At 41.8% G+C, this 26014-nt stretch carries 27 protein-coding genes; 21 read left to right on the forward strand and 6 right to left on the reverse strand.

What is annotated here, in order from left to right; genetic code table 11:
- The first annotated feature begins 3 nt into the window (after positions 1–3).
- Both rpe and spoVM read left to right on the forward strand, forming a co-directional pair.
- Positions 4–669: a ribulose-phosphate 3-epimerase gene (gene rpe, locus EI981_RS09380; RefSeq protein ID WP_126997497.1), complete on the forward strand. Its 666-nt coding sequence runs from the start codon at positions 4–6 to the stop codon at positions 667–669.
- A 193-nt stretch (positions 670–862) separates the two neighbouring features.
- Positions 863–943 (forward strand): stage V sporulation protein SpoVM, encoded by an 81-nt coding sequence (gene spoVM / locus EI981_RS09385; protein WP_036621610.1) that lies wholly within the window; start codon positions 863–865, stop codon positions 941–943.
- Between the two features lie 166 nt (positions 944–1109).
- On the opposite strand, the gene rpmB is transcribed toward spoVM, so the two are convergent.
- Entirely contained in the window at positions 1110–1298 is a 189-nt protein-coding gene (gene rpmB, locus EI981_RS09390) for a 50S ribosomal protein L28 (protein ID WP_068781907.1), read from the reverse strand.
- A 299-nt stretch (positions 1299–1597) separates the two neighbouring features.
- Here rpmB and EI981_RS09395 point away from each other — a divergent pair, with 299 nt between their 5' ends.
- The 4 genes from EI981_RS09395 to recG are packed head-to-tail and all read left to right on the forward strand — an operon-like array spanning position 1598 to position 6755.
- Complete coding sequence (locus EI981_RS09395) at positions 1598–1957, forward strand: Asp23/Gls24 family envelope stress response protein (RefSeq protein ID WP_126997499.1); 360 nt, start codon at positions 1598–1600, stop codon at positions 1955–1957.
- A 15-nt stretch (positions 1958–1972) separates the two neighbouring features.
- Positions 1973–3736 carry a DAK2 domain-containing protein gene (locus tag EI981_RS09400; RefSeq protein WP_126997501.1) on the forward strand — a complete coding sequence of 588 codons (1764 nt, stop codon included), beginning with the start codon at positions 1973–1975 and terminating at the stop codon, positions 3734–3736.
- Between the two features lie 45 nt (positions 3737–3781).
- Entirely contained in the window at positions 3782–4651 is an 870-nt protein-coding gene (locus EI981_RS09405; protein ID WP_126997503.1) for a DegV family protein, read from the forward strand.
- 58 nt (positions 4652–4709) lie between these two features.
- Entirely contained in the window at positions 4710–6755 is a 2046-nt protein-coding gene (gene recG / locus EI981_RS09410; protein ID WP_126997505.1) for an ATP-dependent DNA helicase RecG, read from the forward strand.
- Between the two features lie 594 nt (positions 6756–7349).
- Here recG and EI981_RS09420 read toward each other — a convergent pair.
- Positions 7350–7655 (reverse strand): hypothetical protein, encoded by a 306-nt coding sequence (locus EI981_RS09420; RefSeq protein ID WP_126997509.1) that lies wholly within the window; start codon positions 7653–7655, stop codon positions 7350–7352.
- A 399-nt stretch (positions 7656–8054) separates the two neighbouring features.
- Positions 8055–8735 carry an NAD(P)H-dependent oxidoreductase gene (locus EI981_RS09425; RefSeq protein ID WP_126997511.1) on the reverse strand — a complete coding sequence of 227 codons (681 nt, stop codon included), beginning with the start codon at positions 8733–8735 and terminating at the stop codon, positions 8055–8057.
- A 132-nt stretch (positions 8736–8867) separates the two neighbouring features.
- On the opposite strand from EI981_RS09425, the gene EI981_RS09430 reads away from it, so the two are divergent.
- The 12 genes from EI981_RS09430 to EI981_RS09485 all read left to right on the forward strand — a co-directional run bounded on the left by EI981_RS09430 (position 8868) and on the right by EI981_RS09485 (position 19617).
- A complete protein-coding gene (locus tag EI981_RS09430; RefSeq protein ID WP_126997514.1) occupies positions 8868–9242 on the forward strand; it encodes a winged helix-turn-helix transcriptional regulator in 375 nt (124 codons plus the stop codon).
- Positions 9243–9406: 164 nt separating this feature from the next.
- Complete coding sequence (locus EI981_RS09435; protein WP_068781899.1) at positions 9407–9694, forward strand: stage VI sporulation protein F; 288 nt, start codon at positions 9407–9409, stop codon at positions 9692–9694.
- A 116-nt stretch (positions 9695–9810) separates the two neighbouring features.
- Positions 9811–10647 (forward strand): AraC family transcriptional regulator, encoded by an 837-nt coding sequence (locus EI981_RS09440; protein WP_227011777.1) that lies wholly within the window; start codon positions 9811–9813, stop codon positions 10645–10647.
- A gap of 229 nt (positions 10648–10876) precedes the next feature.
- Positions 10877–11581: a transglutaminase-like domain-containing protein gene (locus EI981_RS09445; RefSeq protein WP_126997516.1), complete on the forward strand. Its 705-nt coding sequence runs from the start codon at positions 10877–10879 to the stop codon at positions 11579–11581.
- 144 nt (positions 11582–11725) lie between these two features.
- A complete protein-coding gene (locus tag EI981_RS09450; protein ID WP_126997518.1) occupies positions 11726–12406 on the forward strand; it encodes a TetR/AcrR family transcriptional regulator in 681 nt (226 codons plus the stop codon).
- 122 nt (positions 12407–12528) lie between these two features.
- Complete coding sequence (gene map, locus EI981_RS09455; protein ID WP_126997520.1) at positions 12529–13275, forward strand: type I methionyl aminopeptidase; 747 nt, start codon at positions 12529–12531, stop codon at positions 13273–13275.
- Between the two features lie 200 nt (positions 13276–13475).
- Entirely contained in the window at positions 13476–13886 is a 411-nt protein-coding gene (locus EI981_RS09460; protein ID WP_126997522.1) for a YhjD family protein, read from the forward strand.
- 190 nt (positions 13887–14076) lie between these two features.
- Positions 14077–15168: a tyrosine-type recombinase/integrase gene (locus EI981_RS09465; RefSeq protein WP_126997524.1), complete on the forward strand. Its 1092-nt coding sequence runs from the start codon at positions 14077–14079 to the stop codon at positions 15166–15168.
- 7 nt (positions 15169–15175) lie between these two features.
- Positions 15176–17227, forward strand: coding sequence for a tyrosine-type recombinase/integrase (locus tag EI981_RS09470; RefSeq protein ID WP_126997526.1), 2052 nt, complete (start codon positions 15176–15178; stop codon positions 17225–17227).
- A complete protein-coding gene (locus tag EI981_RS09475; RefSeq protein WP_126997528.1) occupies positions 17224–18564 on the forward strand; it encodes a site-specific integrase in 1341 nt (446 codons plus the stop codon). Before EI981_RS09470 ends, EI981_RS09475 begins: the two co-directional genes overlap by 4 nt.
- Entirely contained in the window at positions 18504–19220 is a 717-nt protein-coding gene (locus tag EI981_RS09480) for a tyrosine-type recombinase/integrase (protein WP_237172661.1), read from the forward strand. Before EI981_RS09475 ends, EI981_RS09480 begins: the two co-directional genes overlap by 61 nt.
- Before the next feature lie 13 nt (positions 19221–19233).
- Positions 19234–19617, forward strand: coding sequence for a DUF6262 family protein (locus EI981_RS09485; RefSeq protein WP_126997532.1), 384 nt, complete (start codon positions 19234–19236; stop codon positions 19615–19617).
- A gap of 177 nt (positions 19618–19794) precedes the next feature.
- Here the strand turns inward: EI981_RS09485 and EI981_RS09490 are convergent, their stop codons facing one another.
- Complete coding sequence (locus EI981_RS09490; RefSeq protein ID WP_126997534.1) at positions 19795–20790, reverse strand: DGQHR domain-containing protein; 996 nt, start codon at positions 20788–20790, stop codon at positions 19795–19797.
- Positions 20791–20927: 137 nt separating this feature from the next.
- Between EI981_RS09490 and EI981_RS09495 the strand changes: the two genes are divergently transcribed.
- Positions 20928–21269, forward strand: coding sequence for a helix-turn-helix domain-containing protein (locus EI981_RS09495; protein WP_126997536.1), 342 nt, complete (start codon positions 20928–20930; stop codon positions 21267–21269).
- Between the two features lie 59 nt (positions 21270–21328).
- On the opposite strand, the gene EI981_RS09500 is transcribed toward EI981_RS09495, so the two are convergent.
- Positions 21329–21802, reverse strand: coding sequence for a YhjD family protein (locus EI981_RS09500; protein WP_126997538.1), 474 nt, complete (start codon positions 21800–21802; stop codon positions 21329–21331).
- Entirely contained in the window at positions 21799–23052 is a 1254-nt protein-coding gene (locus tag EI981_RS09505; RefSeq protein ID WP_227011778.1) for a DNA polymerase IV, read from the reverse strand. The genes EI981_RS09500 and EI981_RS09505 overlap by 4 nt, the downstream gene beginning before the upstream one ends.
- 673 nt (positions 23053–23725) lie before the next feature.
- Between EI981_RS09505 and EI981_RS09510 the strand changes: the two genes are divergently transcribed.
- Positions 23726–24430, forward strand: a complete 705-nt coding sequence (locus EI981_RS09510) for a hypothetical protein (RefSeq protein WP_126997540.1) — start codon at positions 23726–23728, stop codon at positions 24428–24430.
- Between the two features lie 266 nt (positions 24431–24696).
- Positions 24697–25941 (forward strand): RES domain-containing protein, encoded by a 1245-nt coding sequence (locus EI981_RS09515; RefSeq protein WP_126997542.1) that lies wholly within the window; start codon positions 24697–24699, stop codon positions 25939–25941.
- Positions 25942–26014: the final 73 nt, after the last annotated feature.

Consider the following 26014-nt stretch of genomic DNA (forward strand, 5'->3'; position numbering starts at 1 on the left):
TTCATGAATGACATCTATATTGCACCGTCTATATTGTCGGCTGATTTTGCTAAGCTGGGTCAAGAAGTAGTCGAGGTAGAACGCAGCGGAGCCGATTGGCTTCACGTCGATGTCATGGACGGCCATTTCGTGCCTAACATTACATTCGGAGCGCTGGTGATGGGAGCGATTGCTCCGCTGACCAAGCTGCCGCTCGATGTCCATCTGATGATCGAGAATCCCGAGCGATATATTCCGGATTTTGCAAAGGCAGGAGCTCATCTTATTACAGTTCACCAGGAAGCTTGCGTACATTTGCACCGCGTCCTGCATATGATTAAGGAGCATGGCGTCAAGGCGGGGGTCGCGATCAATCCGGCAACCCCTGTGTCTTCGATTCGCGAAGTATTGGAGGATGTGGATCTGGTGCTCGTCATGACGGTAAATCCAGGTTTTGGCGGTCAGGCCTTCATTCCGTCTACTCTTCGCAAGATCAAGGAATTGAAAGAGCTGCGAGAGGAACTGGGATTGAAGAACCTCCGAATTGAGGTTGATGGCGGAATCTCAGCGGCTACAGCACCGCTGGTCGCCCAGGCTGGTGCAGATGTGTTGGTCGCAGGGAATGCGGTGTTTGGCCGTAGCGACCGCAGCGCTGCTATTCAGGAGATTCGCAGCAGTTTGCAAGATTAGTCGTAGCTATATTCTCTTCATATTTGCCTCGTTTCACCTTGTCTGATTGGCATAGTGATTCGATCTGGTGCATACAATGGGTTACATGAGCGGGTTCTCATGCAGCCCTTTTTTTGTCGGCGGAAATACACAGGGAGAGGGCGCGTAACATACACTATGAATGAGTGCATGAGAATGATGGGGAGGGTGAACGATGAAATTTTACACATTCAAGCTGCCTAAGTTTTTGGGAGGTTTCGTCAAAGCGGTGTTGAATACATTTCACAAAAACTAGGCAGCAACAACTGCCGCTATCATGGAATTCGGCGCGGCGCAAATCCCGCCTTCCATCACGCGGTTTGTGGCGATACTGTTTTCCGTTTGCTGAAGTGGCAGGAGAATACGAAAAAAGCACCTCTATTAAGAAAAGGTGCTTTTTGTCTATATTCTTATTCTCACCATTATACGCGAGTCAGTTTACCGGATTTCAAAGCCCGAGTGCTGACGTATACGCGTTTTGGCTTACCGTCTACCAAGATCCGGACTTTCTGTACGTTAACGCCCCAAGAACGACGATTACGGTTGTTAGCGTGGGATACGTGGTTACCGCTGCTTGGTTTCTTGCCTGTTACATAGCATTTGCGAGACATTCATTACACCTCCTGTTCCGATACACCTGTCTTGAAAATAACAGTTTATTATTGAAGTTAACAGTTATTGTTCAAGCCGGCTTAAGCCGGTCGATTTCCTTCTTTTAACCTATAAATGTATAGGAAACCGCATAAAACAATACTTACATATAATATCACAGTAAAAAAACGTCCGTCAACCGATCGACAAACTTTATTTCTATAGTGCGCTTGTCGCGCTTTGTTTATTTATTTATCTTTGTTCTTATAGTACAATATGGTTTAGCCCATAATAATTTCTAGGGAGGAGTGAGCAAGGCGTGGCTATACAACTGGATACCGAATATGGACGTGTCGATATTTCGGAGGAAGCGGTAGCTGTGATCGCCGGGTCGGCCGCCATGGAATGTTATGGACTCGTAGGGATGGCAAGCCGGAAACAATTCAAGGACGGCATTGCTGAATTGCTGGGGCGTGGGAATTTAGCCCGGGGTGTGGAAGTAAAGCTCGATAATAAGCGATTGGCAATTCATCTTTATATCATAGTTAGTTATGGTACGAAAATTTCCGAGGTTGCCTACAACATACAGCGAAAAGTAAAATACGTGTTAAATGAAGTCGTTGGACTCGAAGTGGCTCAAGTCAACGTTGCAGTCCAAGGCGTTCGTGTATCAAGCTAGGAAGGGGAATTCTCATTGAGTAAGCGTTCTATTAACGGAACAGATTTTACCGCCATGGTGCTAGCCGGGGCGAAACGATTGGGAGATCATGCCGAGCATGTCAACTCTCTAAATGTCTTTCCGGTTCCTGATGGAGACACCGGGACGAATATGAATCTAACGATGACGGCTGGAGTGGCCGAGTTGAATAATAACGGATCGGGCGGACTTGGGAGTCGGGCAAATACTTTGTCCAAGGGTTTGCTGATGGGGGCCAGAGGGAACTCCGGCGTTATTTTATCCCAGTTATTCCGCGGATTTGCCCGCTATTCATCCTCTTATGAAGAGCTGAATGCGATTCAGTTTGCCGCTGCTTTGCAGAGCGGGGTTGATACAGCCTATAAGGCCGTAGTGAAACCGGTAGAAGGCACGATTCTTACAGTAGCGAAGGAAGCGGCTAAGCACGCCGTTCACCAGGCTAGACGCACGACCGATATCGTAGATTTGATGGCTGACGTGCTGGCGAAGGCTAAGGAAGCTCTTGCGAATACGCCTGAGCAATTGCCTGTACTGAAGCAGGTCGGAGTTGTTGATTCCGGCGGACAGGGTCTTGTATATATTTACGAAGGCTTTATGGAGCAACTAACGGGCACAGCGAAGCCTATCGATTCGATGCCTGTACAACCTAAGGCAGGATCCGTCTCTGCAATTACAGCCGTTCATCCGGCCGAGCATCATGATGCTACTGCCCAAGCGAAGCTTGATACAGAGGATATTGAATTTCTCTATGATATGGAATTTTTCATAAATCGTACCCTGGGCGGCGTACCGCATGCGAATTTTGATGAGGATCAATTCCGGAAAGCGCTGTCATTAAATGGTGACTCTATTATCGTCATTGCCGATGATGAAGTTATTAAAGTTCATGTGCACTCTAAAGCACCTGGCGAGGTTCTGAATCTCGCTTTGCAATATGGAGAAATTACTCAGATTCATATTCTGAATATGCGTGAACAGCATCGCGAACTACTATCAACCGGACTTGATGCTACTCCGATGCCAGAGCTGTTCGCGGATATTCCTGCTGAACCTGCTCGTTCTGTGGATCCTGCTGAGGTTCCGGCGGACGAATTGGCTCCTTATGGATTTATTGCTGTAGCGTCTGGGCAAGGCATCTCCGATATTTTCAAGAGCCTTGGTGTTGACGTGGTTCTATCTGGTGGACAGACGATGAATCCAAGCACAGAGGATTTCGTTAAGGCAATTCATTCGATTTCTGCACAGCATGTATTCGTGCTGCCGAACAATTCGAATATCGTTCTTGCTGCTCAGCAGGCTCGCGATTTGCTGGAAGATGAGCGTAGCGTAACAGTCATTCCAAGCAAGAGCATTCCGCAAGGAATCGCTGCTGCATTTGCCTTCCAGGAAGAGGAGAGCGCTGAGGTGAATACGGATTCTATGTTGAATGCCGTATCTCATGTCAAGACAGGACAAGTTACTTATGCAATCCGTGATACGATGTTTGATGATCTGGAGATCAAGGCTGGACACTTTATCGGTATAGAGAACTCCAAGATCGTTGCGACAGAAGAACAACTGCTAGAGACAAGCCAAGCTTTACTTGCCAAAATGCTGGTTGGCGGAGATGAGATCGTTACGATCCTGATTGGAGAAGAAGCGACAGAGGAAATTACAGAGTCGTTGGTGGGCTGGCTGAATGAAACTTATCCTGATGTTGAAGTAGAGACTCATGATGGCGGGCAACCGATCTATTATTACTTGTTCTCGGTTGAATCCTGATCTGCCCTTGAGATAAGGGCGAATTGTGAAAGGGTGAAAATACCTATGAGTCAGATCGTCATTGTAGCAGACAGTACGGGTGATGTTCCTGCAGCGTTGGTTGCGGAATACGGTATTCATATTGTACCGATGCGGCTTGCCTTCGGGGATGAGTCTTACTTGGAAGGAATCGACATCACGGTAGAAGAGTTCTATGACAGGCTGGCGAAGTCTAAGGATTTGCCGACGACTTCGCAGACCTCGCCGGCTCAGTATGTCGAGGTTTATCAGAATCTAATGAAGCAGTACCCTGGTTCTCCTATTGTCTCGATACATCTTTCTTCGGGCATGAGCGGCACGTATCAATCCGCTCAGCTGGCCAAGTCGATGATCGAGGAAGATTCGACGGAGCCGGTAAATATTACCGCGATTGACTCGCTCAGCGCTAGCTATGGCTTTGGCATGATGGTCGTTCATGCGGCAAGATTGGCGAAGCAAGGAGCTTCCGTTGAGCAGATTTGCACGGAGTTAGGGCGTCTCGGACAAGAGCGCAGGCTTTATTTTCTGGTTGATACACTGGAATACTTGCAGAAGGGTGGTCGTATCGGCAAAGCGGCAGCCATTCTTGGCACATTGTTGAATATCAAGCCGATTCTTTCTGTAGACCATGAAGGCATTATCTATTCGGTAGATAAGGTTAGAGGCCGCAAGAAGGCGGTATCCCGTGTTATTGAGCTATTCAAGAATGATTTTCCGAATCACAAGGATTTGAACGTCGCTGTGTGTGATTGTGTGAATCCTGAAGGAGCGGAAGAGATTATTCAATTGTTATCAGAGCATTTTACCCTGCATGAGATCGTCCGTAACAGCATCGGTTCTGTCGTAGGCACTCATGTGGGTCCTGGTACGATAGCCATCTTCGTGTGGCCGGCCTAAAGAGGTTGTTCCAAAAGTCCGACTTTTGGGGCGTGTATTAAAGCGAGGGATTTGTACAATGAATTTGCATGAAATCCCCGTAAGGCAAGTCAGCGGCGTGAGTGCTCTCAAAGCAGGAGAGCTTCACGCCTTTGGCATCTTTACGGTAAATGATCTAATTGAATATTATCCGTTTCGTTACGAAGATTATCGGCTTAAATCCTTGACAGAGGTTAAGGATGGCGACAAAATTACAGTTCAGGCGAAAATTATGGGAGTTCCGGTTCTGCAGCGTTATGGGCGTAAATCAAGAATGACCTGTAAAATGGTGGCCGAGGATTGGATGTTCACTTCGACATGGTTCAACCGCCACTTCCTTCGTGATCAATTGGTTGCGGGAAGAGAGATCATATTAACCGGGAAATGGGATCTGAAGCGTAATCAGCTTACAGTATCGGATTCGGAGTTCCCGGATAAAGGCGTGCAGCGGAGCGGCACCGTCCAGCCGGTGTATTCGATTGGCGGGAAAATTACACAGAGCTGGATACGCAAGACGATTCAACAGGCGATGCAGCAGTATGGGGAGCTGATTCCTGAAATTCTGCCTGAGGGGCTGCTGAAGCAATATGATCTCATGTCGAGAAAACGGGCGATTCAGCGGATCCATCTGCCGCAGGATCAGGCCGAAGGACAGCTGGCTCGCCGCCGTATGGTCTATGAGGAGTTGTTCTTATTCCAGCTTAAGCTGCAGGCTTATCGTGCGATTAACCATGAGCGGATGGACGGCGTTGCTCATATCGTCGAGAACTCGATAATTCGGGAATTCGTGCGTAGCCTTCCGTTCGAGCTGACGGATGCACAGAAGCAAGTGGAGCTGGAGATCCTGCGGGATATGCGCTCTCCTTATTGTATGAACCGCTTGTTGCAAGGCGATGTTGGTTCCGGGAAGACGGTCATTGCTGCGATTGCGCTGTTTGCCGCGGTGAAGTCGGGACATCAGGGAGCTTTTATGGTGCCTACGGAAATTTTGGCGGAGCAGCATGCCCGTTCGCTTGCGAAGATGTTCGAGCCCTTTGGTATCTCTGTAGGACTGCTTACGGGGAGTGTAACGGGCCGCAAGCGCAAAGATTTGCTCGCTTCCTTGCAGATGGGGCTGACGGATGTCATTATCGGTACTCATGCTTTGATTCAGGAGGATGTATTCTTCCGTTCGCTGAGCTTGGTCGTTACGGATGAGCAACACCGCTTCGGGGTGAATCAGCGCAGTGTTTTACGGCGGAAGGGATTCAACCCCGATGTACTGACGATGACCGCTACTCCGATACCGCGGACGCTGGCGATTACCGCTTTCGGAGATATGGATGTCTCTACGCTGTCAGAGCGGCCGAAGGGCCGGAAGCCGATTTCAACCTATTGGGTGAAGCATGACATGATGGATCGCGTGCTCGGATTTATTTCCCGTGAAATATCGCAGGGTAGACAAGCTTACTTAATAACTCCGCTGATTGAGGAATCGGAGAAGCTGGACGTTCAGAATGCGATTGATCTGTATGTGTCGATGCAGCAGGCGTTCCCGGATTTCCGGGTCGGACTGCTGCATGGGAGAATGACCCCAGGCGAGAAGGACGAGGTCATGCGGGCCTTCTATGCGAACGAGGTGCAACTACTCGTGTCGACCACGGTTGTAGAGGTCGGCGTAGATGTGCCTAATGCTACGCTGATGATCATCATGGACGCCGACCGCTTCGGCTTGTCGCAGCTGCATCAGCTGCGCGGCCGTGTAGGGCGGGGGGAGCACGCGTCTTACTGCGTGCTCATCGCCGATCCGAAGACGGAGGTAGGTCAGGAACGAATGAAGGTCCTGACCGATACGGACGACGGCTTCGAAGTGGCGCGCCGGGACCTGGAGCTACGCGGTCCCGGGGATTTCTTCGGCACGAAGCAGAGCGGCGTGCCGGAATTCCGAATCGCGGACATGGTCAGCGATTTCGCGGTGCTCGAGGCGGCGCGCGATGACGCCGCCCGGCTGGTGGCGGACGCGTCCTTCTGGACGTCGCCCGAGTTCGAGCCGCTGCGCGGCTATCTGCAGCGGGAACAGGTTCTGCAGGGTGAAGTGATCGATTAATGGGCTACGCCAAGGGGGCGCCGACTCCTTTTCATTGGGTATCGGAGTCTTTTCAAGGTGCATTGGTTTACCTCCATCATTAAAAACCCGATCGTATGAGATCGGGTTTTTAAGTTCCTTTAATCAAAATATAATTAGGAGTTCACTTTATTATTGGATGGATTGTAAAGGCAAGTGCGAGATACCGGCTTGCAACTACACCAAAGGTCCATCGAATAGGCGGTACGATCGGGCATTCTGGTACTGGGCATAAATATCTTCTCTAAAAACATGTAAATGACACAATGCTTCTTAGATCGACCCCAGTAAACACCCATCTTTGACCGGTCCATCTAAAACCTGCAACAGATGTACGTCCTACAAAGGTTGGGAAGAACCAGAACGAGTTGCCATTTCTCAACCACACAAATGTGTTGCGGAATAAACAACCAGAAATAGCTCCGGGGTCGATGGCGAACGCTGTAGCAGCGGGTTGCGGTGGTGTGAATTGTGGAGGAGGGGAGGATGGTGGCTGCTGTGTTCCTTGTGGTCCTTGAGGCGGTATAAATGCCATAAGACTTCACTCCTTAATTAGAGGATTAGGCTTGATCAGGCCTATATTAATGAAATGGCGAGTAAATTGAACAGCACTAGGGGTAAAACGAAATCGTTGTGGAAACCAGGAACAAAGCCGCGACAAGTCCCATGGCTTGGAAGTCTTAAGTATAAAATTCCCCTTTCGCAGTGGATAAGTAACCCTTCAAAAACATCGCCATCCACTGTTTTCACTAGAACAAGTTTGTCAATATGGTTTTTACATATATTTTCTATGTGATCTTGAATGGATCTTAAGTTATGCATAGTAGTTGGATCCATTCGATACAGTGTTTGTTCTTGTTGCCCCTGTTGTTGCAAGCTCATGGTCATGACCTCCATTTTAGACTCATTCATTTTCTCCATCGTATGCAGAAGCCTATAGGCGAGTGACGATTTGTGCATGCGATTGATAACATTGGCCTCCATTCTTTTAAACAGATCCGAAAGAGATCCGGTGAAAGGGGGGGCGCATGTGTTTATGGTGACATTATAACTGTGACTACACCCGTGAAAGCCTTGGTCCCATACTTGCTTTTATGTTTTACAAAACCTGTCTCTTGCTCAAGCTGTTGAAGTATATGTGGAGATAGATATCGCTGTAGTTCTTCAGCGAACAAATGAAACTTATCTTGAATTGATAGATTCATACAAAAACGCCATCCTTTCCTATGATTCTACGGAAAGAATAGCGTTTTTTCCTTATATAGAGGTAAACTTATATGATTAAATCCATTCAACAATCGTATCCATAGTTTGTCTTGTTTTTTTAAACTGTGGTTCTCCTTTACGATATCCAAATGCAACCATAACGGATACTTCAAGATGATCATCTTTTACAATTCCTTCTTCACGAAGCAGTGAGTCTACTTTTTCTTTATCGAATCCTTCCATCGGACAAGAATCAATCCCAATTTGAGCAGCACTCGTCATCATATTACCTAAAGCAATATAAGATTGCTTTGATGCCCAATCAAATACGGCCCGTTCGGAGTCTAACAAGTTAAAATCCGATTTTTGAAATGTTTTGAAGAATTCATATCTGATCTGTTGAGCTTCTTCAGGTAATCCAATAATATCTTTCATCATGTGTTGAATATACGCTGTATCATAGTGCATATCTTTGATATTTCTTGAAAGAATAATGACAAAATGACTTGCTGTTGAAAGCTGTCCTTGTGCTCCCCATGAATAGGGTAATAGTTTTTCTCTTAACTCTTTATTTTGTACCACAATAAATTTCCAAGGCTCATATCCAAAGGAAGAAGGAGATAATCTCCCTGTTTCTAAAATAAAATTGAAATCATCTTCAGAAATTTTCTTCATTGGATCAAACTCTTTACACGCGTGTCTAAAGTTAAAAGCCTCCATAATATTTTGTTTTGTATTTTGTATTGTATTAGTCATAAAAGCTCCTCTATTCTTTTTATTAAATGATGATGTACCCAAATTATATTTTTTAAATAACATCAGAACAAGTACGCACATTTTTGTGATATAGTATCAAAAAGTATACTATTGTTAAGGGAGAGTCTTTTTATGAGCAGTTCAAATGGAAATAATACAAATTATTCATTTTTAAATAAATATTCTTGCTCATTAGAAGCTACCGTCGAGGTAATCGGTGGAAAATGGAAGGGCGTTATTCTTTATCATTTATTAGATGGTAAGAAACGATTTAATGAATTAAAAAGATTAAAACCCAATATCACCCAAAGAATGTTAACACTTCAACTTAGAGAACTTGAAGCAGATGGTCTCATAAATCGGAAGGTTTATCGTGAGGTACCCCCTAAAGTAGAATATTCGTTAACAGAACTTGGCGAGTCACTACGTCCGATTATCCTTTTAATGATGGAATGGGCGACTAATAATATGGAGAAGGTTTTGGAAAACAGAGATAACGATGCGTAAGGCACCCAACAGTGGCCATCTTTGCGTATCGCAATATCAATTATAAAGACATCAATATCCTCAGACGAATGCTCGCGCCTCTAATTTCATTTTTAAGACACTATGTACAGGCCTCTTGTCATATATCTAGAAGGTAGGTGTAATGAGGGAGGTGCAATGAGCGTTTGAGTTACCAACAGTTTGGCATTAGTCCGCAGTTAGTAGAGCGGATAAAGCTTAAAATGAAGAATCCGGCCACGAAGGATCGAATCAAGAATTTGGTGGACGGTTTAACAAAATCCGATTTGCAGGATCGTGTGAAGGTACGCCGGCTTGTCAAGTCAGCAGCAGGGATTCTGAATGAGCGATTGACGAGCGTACAGGAAGAGCAGATTGTCTCATTTGTAGTTGCCCAGAAAATCGATCCACGTAATACATTTCACCTGATTAAGCTGTGGGGAATGTTTCGATAGCGGTAAAACCAAGAAGTGAGGGTTCTTGTATTAAGGGCCTTCACTTTTTTTGTTATGAGGTACGTAGGTTCCTTCTTTACTTCATAGATGCCGATCGGTATAATTCGAACCAATGAATGTTTACATATTACTCTACCGTAATGGACGGGAAGGAGAAGCTGGAATTGCATGTGTTTGGTTTCCCCTACGAGCTCATATTATATTTTAGTCGGGATCATATCTCTTTTCTCACGAACAAGGTAGATGCCGACGATCACAGCCATCATTACATACAGTTCACAGTAGGACTTGAACAGCCAGTGTCTATTACGGTGGAAGGACAGCCGATACAAGCTTCGGGACTCTTTCTTCAATCCAGTGTGATTCATCAATTGCAGGGGCATCAGCAATGGCAATGGTACATGCTGATCAATCCTGAATCAACCTTGGGAGAGTTAGTGAAACGGGCATATTTGCAGGATTCAAATGTCTGTGTATTAGGACAAGATCAGGTTGACCAACTGCGGCAGCTTGCTACTAAGCAATTGTATTCGATAACTAGCCAGGATGATTACAACCAGAGCGTAAGAAGGTTTATGCAAATTTTACGGCTGCAGGAACAGGATCATGAATTTGAGTCAGACCCGGATGACCGCATTGGTGACGTATTGCTCGCCATCGAGATGTTTCCGTCCCATGATCTGACGGTTAGAGCGCTCAGCCAGCATATGTATATTTCCGAGAGCCGATTATCTCATATTTTCAAACAAAAGGTAGGTATATCACTGGCAAGCTACATTGTACATCATAAATTAAGAACGGCATTCCAGGCGATTTTCAGTGGGGTATCGATGACAGAGGCTGCGGTTGAGGCTGGCTTCAGCAGTTCCTCCCATTTCTCCAAGACGGTTAGGGATAAGCTGGGTATGACTGCTCGCTCCATCGTGCAGAATAGCAGATTTTTGAAAGTGTAATGATCTTCACTCCCTTATACTAATAGTGCGTGTTCAAAAAGTCAGACTTTCAACACCGAGAAGGTGGGATGAAGCTAGGGCCTGAGGAGCGGAGCGTACGTTTTGGGTACGAGAGCACCGGAAGGCCCGGGTGAATTCAAGATTCGATGCCCGGTTACTTCTTGATTCACTTCGTGATCAGAGGGGGACTTTTTGAACAACCTCTAATAAGCAAAAAGGGGGGATGACCATGGAAGCATTCTTGCAAGCTACAGCTTTAGTAGACTATACCCATCCATCGATTAGGCAACTCATAACGGAGAAGGGATGGAACGAGCTTACCGAATACGAAAAAATTCGTCAAATCTACGATTATGTAAGAAATCAGATCAAATTCGGCTACAACCGCGGCGATGACATTCCCGCTTCGGAGGTGCTTGCTGACGGATATGGGCAATGCAATACCAAAAGCATTCTATTGATGGCGCTGCTGCGGGGCGCCAGAATTCCGTGCCGGATTCATGGCTTTTATATCGATAAAAAAATGCAAAAGGGCGCGCTTACCGGCATCATCTATACCTTTGCACCTGCAAATATCGTTCATGCGTGGACCGAAGTATGGTTTGAAGGGAAATGGGTAGCTTTGGAGGGTGTCATTATCGATGATCCTTATCTCAAGCAGGTGCAGGATAGACTCTGCAGCTATAACGGAGGGTATATCGGCTACGGAATTGCCATTAAAGATAAAGCGGGCATCAATCTATGCTGGCGCGGTGAGAGCACCTATATTCAGAGCTTCTCGATTACCGAAGATTTAGGGTATTTCGACCATCCTGATGAATTTTTCGCCAAGTATAACAATGTCAAAGCCCCTGTGAAAAAGTGGTTATTAAATCTGCTGCGCAAACGGATTAACCGGCAGACGGATGCGATTCGTAAGGGCAGCATGAAATAAAAGATGAGGTTAGCCTGGTGTGACAGGCTGGCCTTTTTATTAGCGATATAGGGCTCCATAATATTACACCTGCACCTTGCCTTTTTACAGAAATTGCTGTATTTTTATATTGACATGATAGTAGGTCAAAAAAAGGAGGCCGACATGACTCCCCGTACAAAAGCGCAAAATGAAGAAATTCGAAATCGGCGAGTTGCCGAAATCATTCATGCGGCGGCTGATGTTTATTTGGATAAGGGCATGCTGTTGGAAATTCGTGATGTTGCCCGCTTGGCTGGCTTAGGTTATGGAACGGTATATCATTACTATAAGAATAAAATAGACTTAATGCATGATTTGTTGTGGCAAGCTTTGGAGCGGAGTGCGGTGACTGTCGATCGATTAATTAATGAATCGCGGACGGCTTCCGGTGGGAGACTTCCATATACCGTGGAAATATCGGGAGTCATGACCGTGGCGAGGACCAAAGAAATAGAACATAAGCTCTGGCATGCTCTTGTTACAGATCTCTTGAAGTCGTGGGCGGAGGATCATGCCGCGTATTTGGTGTTCCAGCTTGGTAATGAGGATTACCGTCAGCTTCCCGAGGAACAGGCTTTGCCTCTAATTAAGGCATACCAGGAACATATTGTGATTCCTCTATCACATCTAATTGAACAGGGGGAATCAAGGGCTGCCCTAGGCATGTTTGACCTGGATGCAGAGAACAAGACGCGGATGCTGTTATCGGCGATGACCGGCTGCACTATGCTGCCTCTTCGGCGAGGGATGCTGTCCACCGAAGCGGAGGGAATTTCTAGCTTTCTATGTGCCGGACTGGCCTGATGGTCGCCGGTTTGGGCCAGTAAGTAGGCTCTCGATTTCCGTCTATCCATGGATGGAACCATCCGCCGTATGAAGGCCAAAGGGCATACAGATGTCCGAAAATGAAGGAGTGGAAGAGAAAGATGATTATTTTAAAGTCAGCAAGAGAGATTGAAGAAATGAAATCGGCGGGCCAAATTGTGGCTGATTGCCATCGCGAGGTTGCGAAGCTGATTAAGCCAGGGATTACGACTCAGGAGATCAATGATTTCGTGGCTAGACATATTATTAAGCTTGGCGCCAAGCAGTTCACAAAAGGATATAACGGCTTCCCCGCAGAAACCTGTGCATCAGTAAATGATGTCGTAGCTCATGGCTTCCCTGGCAAAAAGCCACTACAGGAAGGGGATCTGCTCAAGCTTGATATCGTTGCTGAATACGACGGCTGGTTTGGCGATTCTTGCTGGACTTATGCTATCGGTCAGATTAGCCCTGAGGTGGAGCGGTTGATGAAGGTGACGAAGGAATGCCTCGATATCGGGATAAGCAAGGCCCTGCCTGGAAACCGTCTCGGCGACGTAACATCGGCGATTCAACAGCATGCCGAATCGAACGGCTTCTCGGTTGTACGCGATTTGTTGGCGCACGGGGTTGGGCGCAGCCTGCATGAGGATCCGAACTTTGAGCATATCGGTGTGGCCGGGAAAGGTGTGCGTCTAAGAGAGGGCATGGTATTTACGATCGAGCCGATGATTAATCAAGGTACGTTTCGGATTACGATCGACGAAGATGGATGGACAGCCAGAACGGCTGACGGCAAGCTCTCTGCCCAATACGAGCATACTCTGGCACTGACTCAGGACGGTCCGCTCGTATTGACCGCCCATTAATAAATAGGATTGCCATTCTAAGTAATTAATTCATGCAGAACCGGTCAAGCTTAAGGGCTTGAACGGTTTTTTTCATTTGCCCGAATAACCAGTAATAACCTGTTGTCAGGGGGAATATTTGTTCGTATTATGAATATAATAGGAACAAACGTTCTTGTAGAAGGTGAGCTTATGATTTACAGTGTGCGAAGTGGGCTGCGATGAGTCCAATTCCTTGGCAGACGCCGGAAGAGGCGGGGTTCGTGAAAGCATCGGTTCTGCTGCCGATGGTTCTAGATGTACTGGAACGGGATCGCGCAGCGGTAGTCCGGGCAGAGTTGAAGCTGCCGGAGATATATGGCGAATTAATTGATTCGCTGCAAAAGGCAGTTATGGAGGAGTTATCCCAGGCTAGGCAGGGGCTACGGCAGCATGGAATGAAGATCTATAAGGAGCGCCGGACGGTGCTTGGCATCGAGGCAAGCTATTTATGCCGAGGGTACCATTATGAATTTTCTATGCTATGGGGGCTCGTCAAAGCGGAGATCCTGCAGAGGATTCGCGGTTATCTGAGCGTCTCTTCGGGCGGCTTCTCAGAAGTCAATGATGCAAAAGAAGGGGATGGCTCATGAAGCAGAAGGAGCGCGTCATTATGATGGGGGACATATATGTACTATTATAATAAGGAGTCTTTAACGTATATAATGTTAGAGAACTTCTTATTTTTTATCTATATAGATTAATTAAACAACCCTATATTCTATAGTTAACAACGTTTATAATGATAAGAATAAGTATATGGCTTTGGGGATGATACGGCTCATGCGTGTTCAAGAAGTATACATTAACGATACACCCGACAATACAAAAGTTAGATATATTCTGCTTAACTCTATCAATGAAACGGTTCTACCTGTTATTCGTTATTTGAAATACTTAGATGCAACCGGTAAAAGTCAAAACACTTTAAAATCATACTGTTATCATTTAAAGCTATATTTCGAATTCTTAGAAATACAAGAAGTAGACTATCAGGCAGCAGATCTTCAATTACTAATTAAGTTTATAAGTTGGCTTAGATCCCCATATCAATCTATTGATATTAAGTCTATAAAGCCTGTTAACGCTAAGCGAAAAGAATCCACAATAAACATAATTGTATCTTGCGTAGTAGGATTCTATGAATATTTATCAAGGATTGATGCAGGTAATCCCAATATCCCTGATGCTAGTAAAAAAGCATCCTCTCCATTGGGAATATCCTACAAACCATTCCTCTACCATATTACCAAGGGCAAGAACATTGATAAGAACGTTCTGAAGATAAAAGAACCGACTAGAGCAATTAAAACGTTGAGTAATGGACAAATTTCAGCGCTTAATGAGGCATGTAACAATCTCAGAGATAAGCTATTAATACATGTACTTTATGAGGGAGGACTACGTATATCGGAGGCTCTTTCATTGTGGATTGAAGATTTTAATATCAGTCAAAATACAATAACAATTAGGAATTCAAAAACCCCATCTGGTGTTCGAACTGTTTATGTAACGGAGAACACTATGAATTTATTTCAGGATTACATATATACGTTTCATTCTGATGAGGTAGATTCAAATTTCGTATTTATTAACCTTCGTGGAAAATATAAGGGTGACCCCCTAAAATACTCAGCGGTATATTCACTAGTTAAACGATTAAGAAAGAAAGTCAATTTAGACTTTACCCCACACATGCTTCGACATACTTATGCAACCGAACTTCATAATCAGGGGATTGACGCTGCAATTCTTCAAAAACTATTGGGACATTCACAAGTCCAAACTACCATACAGCTTTATGTTCACCCTTCTGATGAACTCATTCGTGGTGAATGGCTAAGGGCACAACAAAAAAATAAATCCAAGGAATGATGATCTTATGGTCTCGATTGCTATTAATAATTCAAACTCTACAACCTTCGATGCTTCAATAATTAACGAGGCTATTACTGGATATTTCGCAGAAGACCGTTGGAGTGCACTCAACTGCCCTCTACTAAAGGACAAATGGATGGGTTCCAAAGATAAGTGGTTAGTATTCGAAACATTTCGAAGCGAAAGTTTAAAGAGTGAGGTCAAATATTATTTCTACTCTAACCTTGTACATAATTCTCTCTCACCAAAGACTCTTTGGCGTTCCTACTCGACTATTCTAATTACCTTAGGAAAGTTTCTCAATATTTACTATCCAAATTTAAAATCATTAATTGAACTGCCACTTGAGGAATTCATTGGGCAACTCCGTGTTTATATGATCTCTATTGGAAAACCCGTGGAAAAAAAACGTTATCTTACAGAATCCAATTCACGATGGCAAAGTAGTGGAACCTCTGAAAGTATGGGATTAACTGCTGCAAGAAGTATTTACAATTATTTATATAGTGTGTTCAATGTAAAACCTGAGACTGAATTAGATCGCTGGGATGTTAGAAAACTTGGCCTCGATTTTAATATAACTAGCGGCACCCACCACATTAACTTCAATTTAATTCCAAGCAACTTTAAGGAATTCACGAAATCCTACTTTAAGTTGCGTTTAATTGACCACGGCGATCTATCTTGGGCTTCAGCGGTTTATCACATGATCATACTAAGAACCTTTCTTGCTTTCATCAATACCAACTATCCACATTGGTGTGACCTAAAAAACCTTTCTAGAGCAGATATTCTTCGATATATAGAATATCTTCGCATTCAACCAATGGGAGGTAACAGTGCAAAAGCTGGTCAGAAACCAACCGAAAAGTATATATATCGAACTCTAAGTGCAACACACTCTTTTCTTCAATACATTCAGACTATAGGGTTTGATGAAGCGCCTGATAAACTTGTAAACACTCTTATTTTGTTATCTGAAGATGTGCCTAGGCAAAAGAGACGGAATGAAGAAGCTATTCAATATATCCCCGATTATGTATGGGAACAAGTCGTTGAAAACATTTCTTCCATGGCATCAGATACCATACCGATAATTTTAGTTCTTGAAGCTACAGGATTCAGAATTTGCGATGTTCTTCAACTTAGACAGAATTGTCTTTTGGAACAAGAAGATGGTTTTTGGATAGAAGGTCGTCAACGCAAAACAAAACACATAAATCATAAAGTCCCTGTCTCAAAGGAAATTGCTGATATTATAAAATCACAAATAACCTTCACAAATGAGGCATTGCCTTTTGAACAGAATAAACAGAATTATTTATTTCCTGTACTAACAGGTAGGCGAAGAGGTATTCCCCCTCTAAACTCGACAATAACAAGACGATTAAATGATATGGCATTTAAGTGCGGTATAACTGATATTAACGGGAATATTTATTGGTTCAAGAGCCATAGCTTTCGTCATCGATATGGCGTTAACCTTGTCAATAATGGAATGAATATATATCACATTCAAAAATTAATGGCACATGCTTGTCCTGAAATTACACTCCACTATGCTAAACTACATGATAAATCCTTGCGCGATGCTTGGGAAAATGCAAGAAACTCTACCGCCATAAAACTAGATGACAACGGATTTATTGTTTCTTCAAATATTGAGTCAGCAGCTAGTGAGAATGGACTAGAACTAGAGTGGATTCGCCACAATTTAGATTCCGTTCGCTTAGATCATGGTTATTGTATTAAAGTCCCGAGCCAGCAATGTGATTACTTGGAAACTACCCTAGACCCACCTTGCATTAAAAATAAATGTAGAAGTTTTCATGTAGACCAAACTTTTATTGACTACTATCAGAAACAGATTTCCATTATGCAAACAGACATCAATACTTACAATAATACGGGTAGGTATAGATCCATAGAAATTATTAAGCCTAGACTAGAAAAATTTCAAAAAATCTTAGAGAGACTTCTTAATAATCAACCGCTTCTTGGAATGAACAAATCCTCAAGAGAATATGTCGCAAACGAACGGAGCAGTGGTAAATGAGTACAGTTGAGCAATATCCAATTGCTGCTTTACCTTTCTCAAGTGAAGAGCAAATAAAGTTATATAACCAAACAGTTCTGCAGGAACTTATCGGTATTTATGACTCACATAATTGGAATATTAGCGATTTAATTGATGTTCAGTATGAACAAGCCATGTATTTTGACTTTACTTTATTTCAGAATCCATACATCCGTAATGAAATAAAATTTTACATAAAGAATCTACTCTCACTACTGTCCTTCGATGACGTAAAAACTATTCTTAACTACAGGAAATCTTTCAATTTAATATCAAGATTTATCAAACAGTTCTATCCGACGATAACTTCCATTACCGAGATTCCTAGAGACGTATTTGTAAGATATTGTAGGTCCATATACCCGACAATCCGAAGTAGTTCGGCTAGTAACCATATAGGATTCTTTTCTCGAGTAAACTCCTTTTATTTGGATTTTTATGATCAGCGTTTAGAAGTAGATAAAGATCGATGGAGTGCTAAAAAGCTTGGTTTGGATTATAACAAAACCCAAGGTGTTCCTATTTTTGATTTTTCATTTTTCCCAAAACCTTATAAAGGGCTTATAAAAAAATATATCTATACACGTTTAGTTATCCAAAAATCGGTATCATGCGGTACGGCATTAGGCTATGTATCTAAGTTGCATTTGTTTTTTACTTTTATTTCGTTAAGCCATCCTGATTGGACTAATTTAAATTTACTGAGTCGCTCAGATATAATTGGGTTTTTAGAGTATATTAAAAAAACACCTATGGGAGGTAAAAACCTATATTGGAATACACAAAAAATATCAGATGGCCATATTATACGCTGTATTAGCCATCTGGAAGTGTTTATTGATTACATTCAACGAAACGAATTTATTGAGGCACCTTTTACGAACTTGAAAAACCTAATTTATCCAGGAGATAAACCAAAGCAACAAAGGCCGAAAGTAGATAAAACAAAATATATCCCTGACTTTATATGGAACCAAATCACATCAAAAATACACCTTCTACCTAAAGACATAGTAATAATAATTTTATTACTGGAATGTACCGGATTCAGAATTTCTGATGTACTGACGCTAAAAATCGATTGTTTACTACATAAAGAAGATGGCTATTGGATTACTGGTAATCAACGCAAGGTAGATGATCCCTTTCATAAAGTTCCGATCACACTAGAAATTGCTCAAATCATTGAAACGCAAAAGCAATACGTAGAAAAAAATTATCTTTCAATGAAAATCCATCTTCCTTACTTATTCCTATCGTTTCCGGACCAAAGAAAGGCGAACCTTATCTTGGTAGTACAATTAGGCATCACTTAAATAAAATAGCAAAAATGTTTGAAATCAAAGATGAATCTGGAGAAATATACAAATTTACTAATCATGCATTTCGACATAGATACGGGGTTACTCTTGTTAATAACGGTATGAGCTTGCTTCACGTTCAAAAACTTATGGCCCATACAAGCCCAGAAATGACCATTATATATGCTCAAATTCTTGATAAGACCAAAAGACTAGAGTGGGAACGTGCTAATCAAAAAGGCGCTGTAAGACTTCAAGCATCGGGTATTATTGTTGACGCTGATTTTGAAGAACAAGCTATTGAACAAGGCTTGGAACTTGAATGGATACGACATAACTTAGATTCAGTTCGCTTAGACCATGGTTTTTGCATTAAGAGCCCTAAGGTAAACTGTTCGTTTCTAGAGCAAACAATGGAACCTCCATGTATTAAAAATAATTGTTCAAGTTTTCATGTTGACATGTCCTTCGTGTCTTATTATGCGGAACAAATTATTAAAATGGAGTCTGATTTACTAATCTACAAAGAGAAATCACGTCAGCGCTCAATCGAGATTCTTCTACCCAAATTACAGAGATATAAGGAGTTAGTTCAAAGTCTTCTGAAAAGTGGTAGTATGATGGGAATGTCTAAAAGCTCACGTGAATATACAGAATCTGAGAGAAACTGAGGTGTTCTTCAAAATGGCAAATCATAACCCTAATTATTCTGGTTTACTAATGCATGCAAAAAACAAGTCTGAAGAAGTAGAAAAGAGAGTGGACGATGCTCTAAAAAAAATGATAAAGAACCAATTGAAAATTAACTTTAACTCTGTTTCAGAACAATGCGGGGTCTCAAAGGCGTTTCTTTACAAAAATGAGAAACTTCGTAATAGAATTGAAGTGCTACGCCAACAACAAGTCGGCCTTTCCTCACCTAAGCAAGTAAAGAGACATATGAGCGATGCTTCTAAAGACGTTATTATCGTGTCACTTAGAAATAGAATTACCAAGCTTGAAACAGAGAATAAAGAACTTAAAGAACAATTAAAAATCAACTTTGGAAAAGTATACGAGTCAATTTAGCTGTTTGATGAAAATAAAGTAATTGACTGGATGTGCTTATCCACACCGTTTTTAAATAAATTCATATAGAATAATGACGTGTCAAATTAGTTGCCAATTTGCACGTCATTGTCATATCATTTGATACTTCTCTCCGCAAATCAAACCCCATTAAGTACAGTTTCTAAGCTTTATAAATTAGCCTATCATCTGCTCTACTAATTCAGATGCAAGTGTTCTAGACCCACTCATTCCCTTTACATACTTCAATTGCCCATCACTAGACCATTCAATTCCTTTTAACCGCTTAATAAGTCGACCAGCAGCAGCGAGTTCAACTTGCTTGCGGGACTCTTGTACGCAGCTCGCAAGCATCTGAGAACCGGCAATGGATAGTGCATCGAGACAAACAATATGCGTTAATCGTTGTCCTTTATAATCCATCCATTCAGAAGGAAATAGTTCTTTAACTTGTGAGAAATAAAATATGGCAAGGGAAAGTTTCTCTTCTTTAGAGAATACACTCAACTTTCGATCCCTAAACAGTAAGCCTAACGTACGATACAAATTTTGCAGAGTGATATGCCTTCCTTTGTTACGCTTACCAGTAATGCTTCCGTTGTTATGAAATGGACTATCCTTTTGAATTAACAATTGTGTAGCCACCCAACTCAACTCATCAGAATCTCTTCTGAGATATTTACTTAAAGAGGGGCCAATCCCCTTGGCCTTTGTATTTATCGTGTCAAAAAGCTTTATTTCCTCATCTTCATCGAGACAATGAAATGAAAGAAAAGGAACATTCAAATCAGAGTTAGTTTCTTGAATATAACGTTGAATGCCACCTAAACGATGCTGGCCATCCATCAAAGAAGCCTTCCCTTTACATATTAGGCGCCCAAAAGATGGACGCTCACGATTATAACAAGCAAACTCCCAATGGGAAGCTGCATTGAGTAGAATTGGTGTGAAAAGTGCATCTTCACCCTTAGAAAGGTAAATAGCGAAATCATGGCTTCTTTTCGGATCTACCGGTCTCTGATAACCCTTTCCAGAAGGATCATTGTACGGCTTTACATAAAATAAATTCAGTATGGTTGACGCTGATATATTCCCCTGGTAAGCAATTTTGCCTCTAATTTTGCTCAAAAGAACATTCTCAATTACCACTTGATTTGGAAGAGTATTATTCATGATGTTTTTCTCACCCTTATAATGTTATTTCACAACCATAATAGTTCTTATAACATCTAAAATCAAATGGTTTTATATGTTATGAGTGTATTTAATAATTCGTGTGACTTGCCTACTCTTTAGGAGAGGTGGTCTTTATGGCAGAATTAATCAAACAAATTGGGCAGCAAATCCGTATTCTTCGGAAGAATCGCGGACTTACACAAGAACAATTAGGAGAAATGACGCAACTGCCCCAGTCATATGTTGGAAGTGTGGAGCGTGGAGAAAAGAATATTTCACTGGAGACCCTCGAGAGGTTAATTAATGCTTTAAGAATCAGCCCCGCTGAGGTATTAGGAACAGTGCAACTCTCTGAAAAAGAAAAGATGCTAGACTCGTTGAAAGTGTTGCTTCACAATCGAAGCATAAAGGAAATCGAAATTATCTATAGGCTGTCTAAAGATGTATTAGCTGCATTTGATGCAAAGAAATACTAAAATGACTCTTTAATGAAGTGGTCTATTATAGACCACTTTTAGAACTACAGACCCTTTGTTTAAGGTTTAAACATCTCTGACACATACCTAGAGATTCTTACACTTATTTCAGCTCTTGCAACATCACGCATCATAGCAAACGTATCCTCATACCCTCGGCAGACAAACCTATAATGGACAGCACTGTCCACGCGCTCTTCTTGAAACACTTTTATGTTCCTTACCTTCATTTTCTTTCTTACCACGCTTAAATCTGCATGAATTCGTGCCATTAAGACTTGAGAAGCCTTTATATACAGGCTTTTTAACGAATAAGAAGTAAACCCAATCTCAGTATTGTTTTTATCTACAATCGTAAGTATCATGGGCAGCAGCACATAGTCTCGAACTAATTCAAGATCCTCCTTGGTCGGCAGTTCTGTCTTCACTTTCTCTTGCTGTCCATACCTACGACTCAGGTATTGTTCCCTATGTTCAGGGAGCATCATTCGGCTGGATTCCCAGCGACCGTTGCCTTCTAGCTTCTTACTCATTTGTAGTGTCCTCCTATTTTGACGCTTCGGTCACGTGCCTGGGCTGCCTTAAGTAACGAGGATGCCCGCAGAATCGAGGTCGTTCCAAACTTATGGCGGATCGCATCCGTGACGCGTTCCAGCTTTCTTTCCTTTTCCCTATTGCCGAACAGGGTAAGCTGATATTGGTCATCGGGCACCAGCTTAGATAATGTCACGCCGAGTCTGCGAACAGGGAGCCGGTCCCAATGGGTATAAAATAACGTCTTGGCCGCAGTGAATACTTCCATCGTAATATTCGTCGGATCTGGTACCGCCATCTGGTGAAAAAAGCCTGTCGGCCGATCGAAATCAGTACCTTGTGCCCCTGCTGCGACGACGCTGCCCATATAACCCTTGGCGCGGCTACGTCGGCAAACTTCCTCGCTTAATTCCAGTAGAATGACATCAATTTCCTGAGGCTTGCTGTAATCACGGGGTAGCGTCATTTGATGGCCGATGGCCTTCTGTACGTCATGCGAGCTTGGCTTGACTGGGCTCTGATCAATACCGTTCGCTGTCTGCCAGAATAACTCCGCCTGAATATCGCTGTTGCGACCCATCCGCGCCCGCAGCTTGCGCTTGAATTCTGGCAAGGGGAGACTACCAAGGTCGCCGATCGTCGCGAGTCCCATCCGTTGGAAATGTGCGGTCATCCGTGAGCCAACACCGAACATTTTATTTATTGGCTGCGGCCACAACAGGGTTTCTACATCACTTTTGGGTAACGTGAAAATTCCTGTTTCGTTTTTCTTTGCCCATATATCTGTTGCCATTTTAGCAAGGATCTTTGTTGAGCTTATACCTACTCTAATCCAGACACCTGTATACATCATTACCTTTACTTGGATTCTGCGCGCAATCTCCTCTGGAGAACCAAAGTAAGAGAGGGAACCAGTCACGTCTAAAAACTGTTCATCAATTGAAAAAGGCTCCACCAAATCTGTAAAGGATTCAAATATTTCCGTTATCATGAGTGACACATCAATATAAGTTTGCATATGTGGGCGAATAACTACTACATCAGGACATTTCCCAAGAGCCTCTCCTAATGTCTCAGCAGTTGTTATACCGTATTGCTTAGCAATTGGACATGCTGCAAGGACGATTCCAGATCTCCGTGTCGGGTCACCAGCTACAATGAGTGGCTTATCGCGATATTCTGGGTGCGCTGCTTTTTCGACTGACGCATAAAAAGATTGACAATCTGCTAACATAATAACGGGCTCCACAATGACACCCTCCTCCGGAATGCGAAAGTATGTTCCTGTATTTATTATATACCGAATATATGTTCGTGATTCAAAGGTTAAATTACCCAGTTAAAGTTTATTTTTCGAGTTCTCCTTTTACGTGATTAATGATAAAGGTAATGTTTCATGATTTTGCTCGAGACAAGAACTTAATCTCATTGCCGATTTGTTAAAATAGAGTTAACAAAGCTCAATAGTTACGACATGAATGAATACCTAAAAGTTTTAACAATACACCGACAATACTAACTTCTTCAACCCAAGTGATATTTCAATAACAGTTTTTTTCTAAAAGGGAAGTTTTTTTGTTTATAAATCCCCTTAATAAAAGTATTTTGTCGATCTTGGCTTAAAGAAGTCGCAAAATCGCGGCATTTTTTTAAACGATAAAAGCTCTTGTCTCGAGCTGAGGACAAAAACTTATATCGTTAGCCGAAATGAACAAAGAACCTATATCCTAAGACAATTTAAAGCTCTGAATAATTGATATTGAGTAAGCAATGGCGTTAAGCTAACGGGCAGGATAGCGCAAAAGTTTCGCGAATATCCTACATATGGAATTATTTGAGAAGTTCATGAAAAAGACGTTATCCGAAATACCTGAGAAATCTAAAAAACAAGATAGAGCATAGATTTAATAGGAGGTTAAACGATGAAAGAAGTAATTATAAGGCATGGTGGAGATTATTTGCCAATTGAAGATATTGATTTTTCAATAATAGCTAATGATCTTAGGTCTCTCCTGTTTTATAGAGATGATATATTTCTTGGAATGCAAGCAATGAATATTGGTATTATCGATCCTAATATTACTCAATTTGAGTATAACCTATTAGAAACGTATATTGAGAAAGAGAGAACTCCATCTTTTGAAGCGATGACTGTAGGGGCATTCTCTCAAATGTGGATTTTTGCATTATATGAAGTTCTACGTTTGTGGCGAGACAGAAAGTATGATTTTTCTAAACTGTTCAAAAACGGTGGAATTGAATTAAAACTAAAATCACTTGCTGATAATGAAGATCATATGAATTTAACTTTACATGCTAGAAGGAGACAATTGGAGAAATTTCGAGATGATCAGTTTTTTAGAGATGAAGTTGAATATTGTTGGGTTCAATTAGAACCTGTTTACAAGTTGGTTGAATTATATAGAATGAATATGGCCAAACATGCGGCACCGGGCAAGAGTAATGCTATTCCAATCGCGCCTGGTTACGGGCGAATTAACAGTCTATGTGGCGCATTAGATTATGAGTTGCTTTTAGATAGAGATAGTTATGAATTGCTTAATAGAAGAAATGTTGCAGATAATTTGAGGGAAGCTCTGTTAGTTATTAGAGCTAATAAAAAATAAAATTCAATAGACTAATCGAGAAGTCGAGTACTTCGGATAACACCATATTCACGCATCGGGTCGACGTTGTCGCCCCTCGTTCCGACAAGAAGTTAGAAGTGTATTGAATCCATTGACAGCCTTTGATTGCATTTACAACCCCTGCACTGGAGCCAGCGTTTTTGACATATTTGGTGTAGAATTAGGAAAAGAATTATCTAGGTAATGGTTCTTAACACAGACTCAAAAGCAGCTTAATTATAGACTGGAAAAAGGGGAATAAAGGTATGTACATAAATCTTAATTGCAACACATGCTTTAGGGGAGATCAAAAAAATAGATTACTAAAAGAAGCAGTAATGGAAACTGAATCACATTTTTTAGATTCTTATTTCGATCAAGCTAGTGAGGATGATGAATTAAAGTGTAAGTGTCAAAAAGATATTGCTCAAAATGCATATTACATATCTGATGATAATTTTTCCGATATTTGTATAAGAATTTTGTCTGAAAGTATTTCGAATAAGATTCACTATTGTTTTAATTGTGAAGGAGCTTTTATTGATCAAGTAATTAAAGATGATTCTGAATATAAAGGAATGTATGAGCTAAGCGATAACGATATACAAAATCTCACCTCATTAGGTCAACCAGTGGATAATTTAATATATTATCAACTTGAAACTAAAACGAAAGAAAGCTTATTGTTAATGTTAAAATGTCAGAATTGTGGATTTGGTTATAATAGATATGACCCGTCAACAGATAGAACCAGATCCGAATATAAGTTTTTTAGAGAAGACGTTGTCTATTCTGAAACAGACATTCAGCAATTTTATGAAATTATTAAATATTTAAAAATTCGAGACTTCGCATCCGATTATGGTGTGAAAATTAACATAGAAGATTTAACAGAGTTTGGAAGTTATTTAAGGGCTAATCATATGCTTGGTTATTTTCATAACGTAGGCCAAACAATCTTTAAATTACTAAAAACACATTACGATAAAGAACATTATGAAGTATTAAAACCCGGCACCATTGTTCTCAGAGGTAGAACTGTCCCAAAAAACAGTACAGATTATGGAATAGAGCAGATGTGGAACCCCCCTCAATCATGGGCGAGTCACGGGCGTTTTAATCCTGTTGGAAGCTCAGTATTGTATTGTTGTGATAATATCGACTCAATACCTTATGAAATTAATCCTACTGCAAAACAAGATATCTGTATTGCTCACGTTTATATCCGAAGACCATTGATAATGCTCAATATTGATAGGTTATTTTACAAATTTAATGATTTGGTTCGAGAAAGTTCAAATACTGATGGGATTTACAATTCCGATTATGCTTTAACCAATTATATTTCTGAATGTTGCAAGGAAATAGGATATCACGGTATTTCTTATAAAGGGGTAAGAGGTGAAGATTATACCAACTACGCTATTCTAAATTTCACAAGCACCGAGGATATGAGTATTACTCACGTTAAAAGAATGAAAATAAACATTAAATATGAAGTTGAAATTTAGAATATTATTAAGAATTTTCTTCAGACTGCTGTCAGGGGGACGAAAACTTGGTACCATTGAAAGTCGCTATTTT

The sequence above is a fragment of the Paenibacillus lutimineralis genome, from assembly GCF_003991425.1.
Taxonomy (GTDB): domain Bacteria; phylum Bacillota; class Bacilli; order Paenibacillales; family Paenibacillaceae; genus Fontibacillus; species Fontibacillus lutimineralis.

Excerpts from the sequence above, each read along its gene's own strand:
- rpe (WP_126997497.1), top strand. The coding sequence starts at position 4 with ATGAATGACATCTATATTGCACCGTCTATATTGTCGGCTGATTTTGCT.
- spoVM (WP_036621610.1), top strand. The coding sequence starts at position 863 with ATGAAATTTTACACATTCAAGCTGCCTAAGTTTTTGGGAGGTTTCGTC.
- rpmB (WP_068781907.1), bottom strand. The coding sequence starts at position 1,298 with ATGTCTCGCAAATGCTATGTAACAGGCAAGAAACCAAGCAGCGGTAAC.
- EI981_RS09405 (WP_126997503.1), top strand. The coding sequence starts at position 3,782 with ATGAGTCAGATCGTCATTGTAGCAGACAGTACGGGTGATGTTCCTGCA.
- recG (WP_126997505.1), top strand. The coding sequence starts at position 4,710 with ATGAATTTGCATGAAATCCCCGTAAGGCAAGTCAGCGGCGTGAGTGCT.
- EI981_RS09420 (WP_126997509.1), bottom strand. The coding sequence starts at position 7,655 with ATGAGCTTGCAACAACAGGGGCAACAAGAACAAACACTGTATCGAATG.
- EI981_RS09425 (WP_126997511.1), bottom strand. The coding sequence starts at position 8,735 with ATGACTAATACAATACAAAATACAAAACAAAATATTATGGAGGCTTTT.
- EI981_RS09430 (WP_126997514.1), top strand. The coding sequence starts at position 8,868 with ATGAGCAGTTCAAATGGAAATAATACAAATTATTCATTTTTAAATAAA.
- EI981_RS09440 (WP_227011777.1), top strand. The coding sequence starts at position 9,811 with ATGTTTACATATTACTCTACCGTAATGGACGGGAAGGAGAAGCTGGAA.
- EI981_RS09445 (WP_126997516.1), top strand. The coding sequence starts at position 10,877 with ATGGAAGCATTCTTGCAAGCTACAGCTTTAGTAGACTATACCCATCCA.
- EI981_RS09450 (WP_126997518.1), top strand. The coding sequence starts at position 11,726 with ATGACTCCCCGTACAAAAGCGCAAAATGAAGAAATTCGAAATCGGCGA.
- map (WP_126997520.1), top strand. The coding sequence starts at position 12,529 with ATGATTATTTTAAAGTCAGCAAGAGAGATTGAAGAAATGAAATCGGCG.
- EI981_RS09460 (WP_126997522.1), top strand. The coding sequence starts at position 13,476 with ATGAGTCCAATTCCTTGGCAGACGCCGGAAGAGGCGGGGTTCGTGAAA.
- EI981_RS09465 (WP_126997524.1), top strand. The coding sequence starts at position 14,077 with ATGCGTGTTCAAGAAGTATACATTAACGATACACCCGACAATACAAAA.
- EI981_RS09470 (WP_126997526.1), top strand. The coding sequence starts at position 15,176 with ATGGTCTCGATTGCTATTAATAATTCAAACTCTACAACCTTCGATGCT.
- EI981_RS09475 (WP_126997528.1), top strand. The coding sequence starts at position 17,224 with ATGAGTACAGTTGAGCAATATCCAATTGCTGCTTTACCTTTCTCAAGT.
- EI981_RS09485 (WP_126997532.1), top strand. The coding sequence starts at position 19,234 with ATGGCAAATCATAACCCTAATTATTCTGGTTTACTAATGCATGCAAAA.
- EI981_RS09490 (WP_126997534.1), bottom strand. The coding sequence starts at position 20,790 with ATGAATAATACTCTTCCAAATCAAGTGGTAATTGAGAATGTTCTTTTG.
- EI981_RS09495 (WP_126997536.1), top strand. The coding sequence starts at position 20,928 with ATGGCAGAATTAATCAAACAAATTGGGCAGCAAATCCGTATTCTTCGG.
- EI981_RS09500 (WP_126997538.1), bottom strand. The coding sequence starts at position 21,802 with ATGAGTAAGAAGCTAGAAGGCAACGGTCGCTGGGAATCCAGCCGAATG.
- EI981_RS09510 (WP_126997540.1), top strand. The coding sequence starts at position 23,726 with ATGAAAGAAGTAATTATAAGGCATGGTGGAGATTATTTGCCAATTGAA.
- EI981_RS09515 (WP_126997542.1), top strand. The coding sequence starts at position 24,697 with ATGTACATAAATCTTAATTGCAACACATGCTTTAGGGGAGATCAAAAA.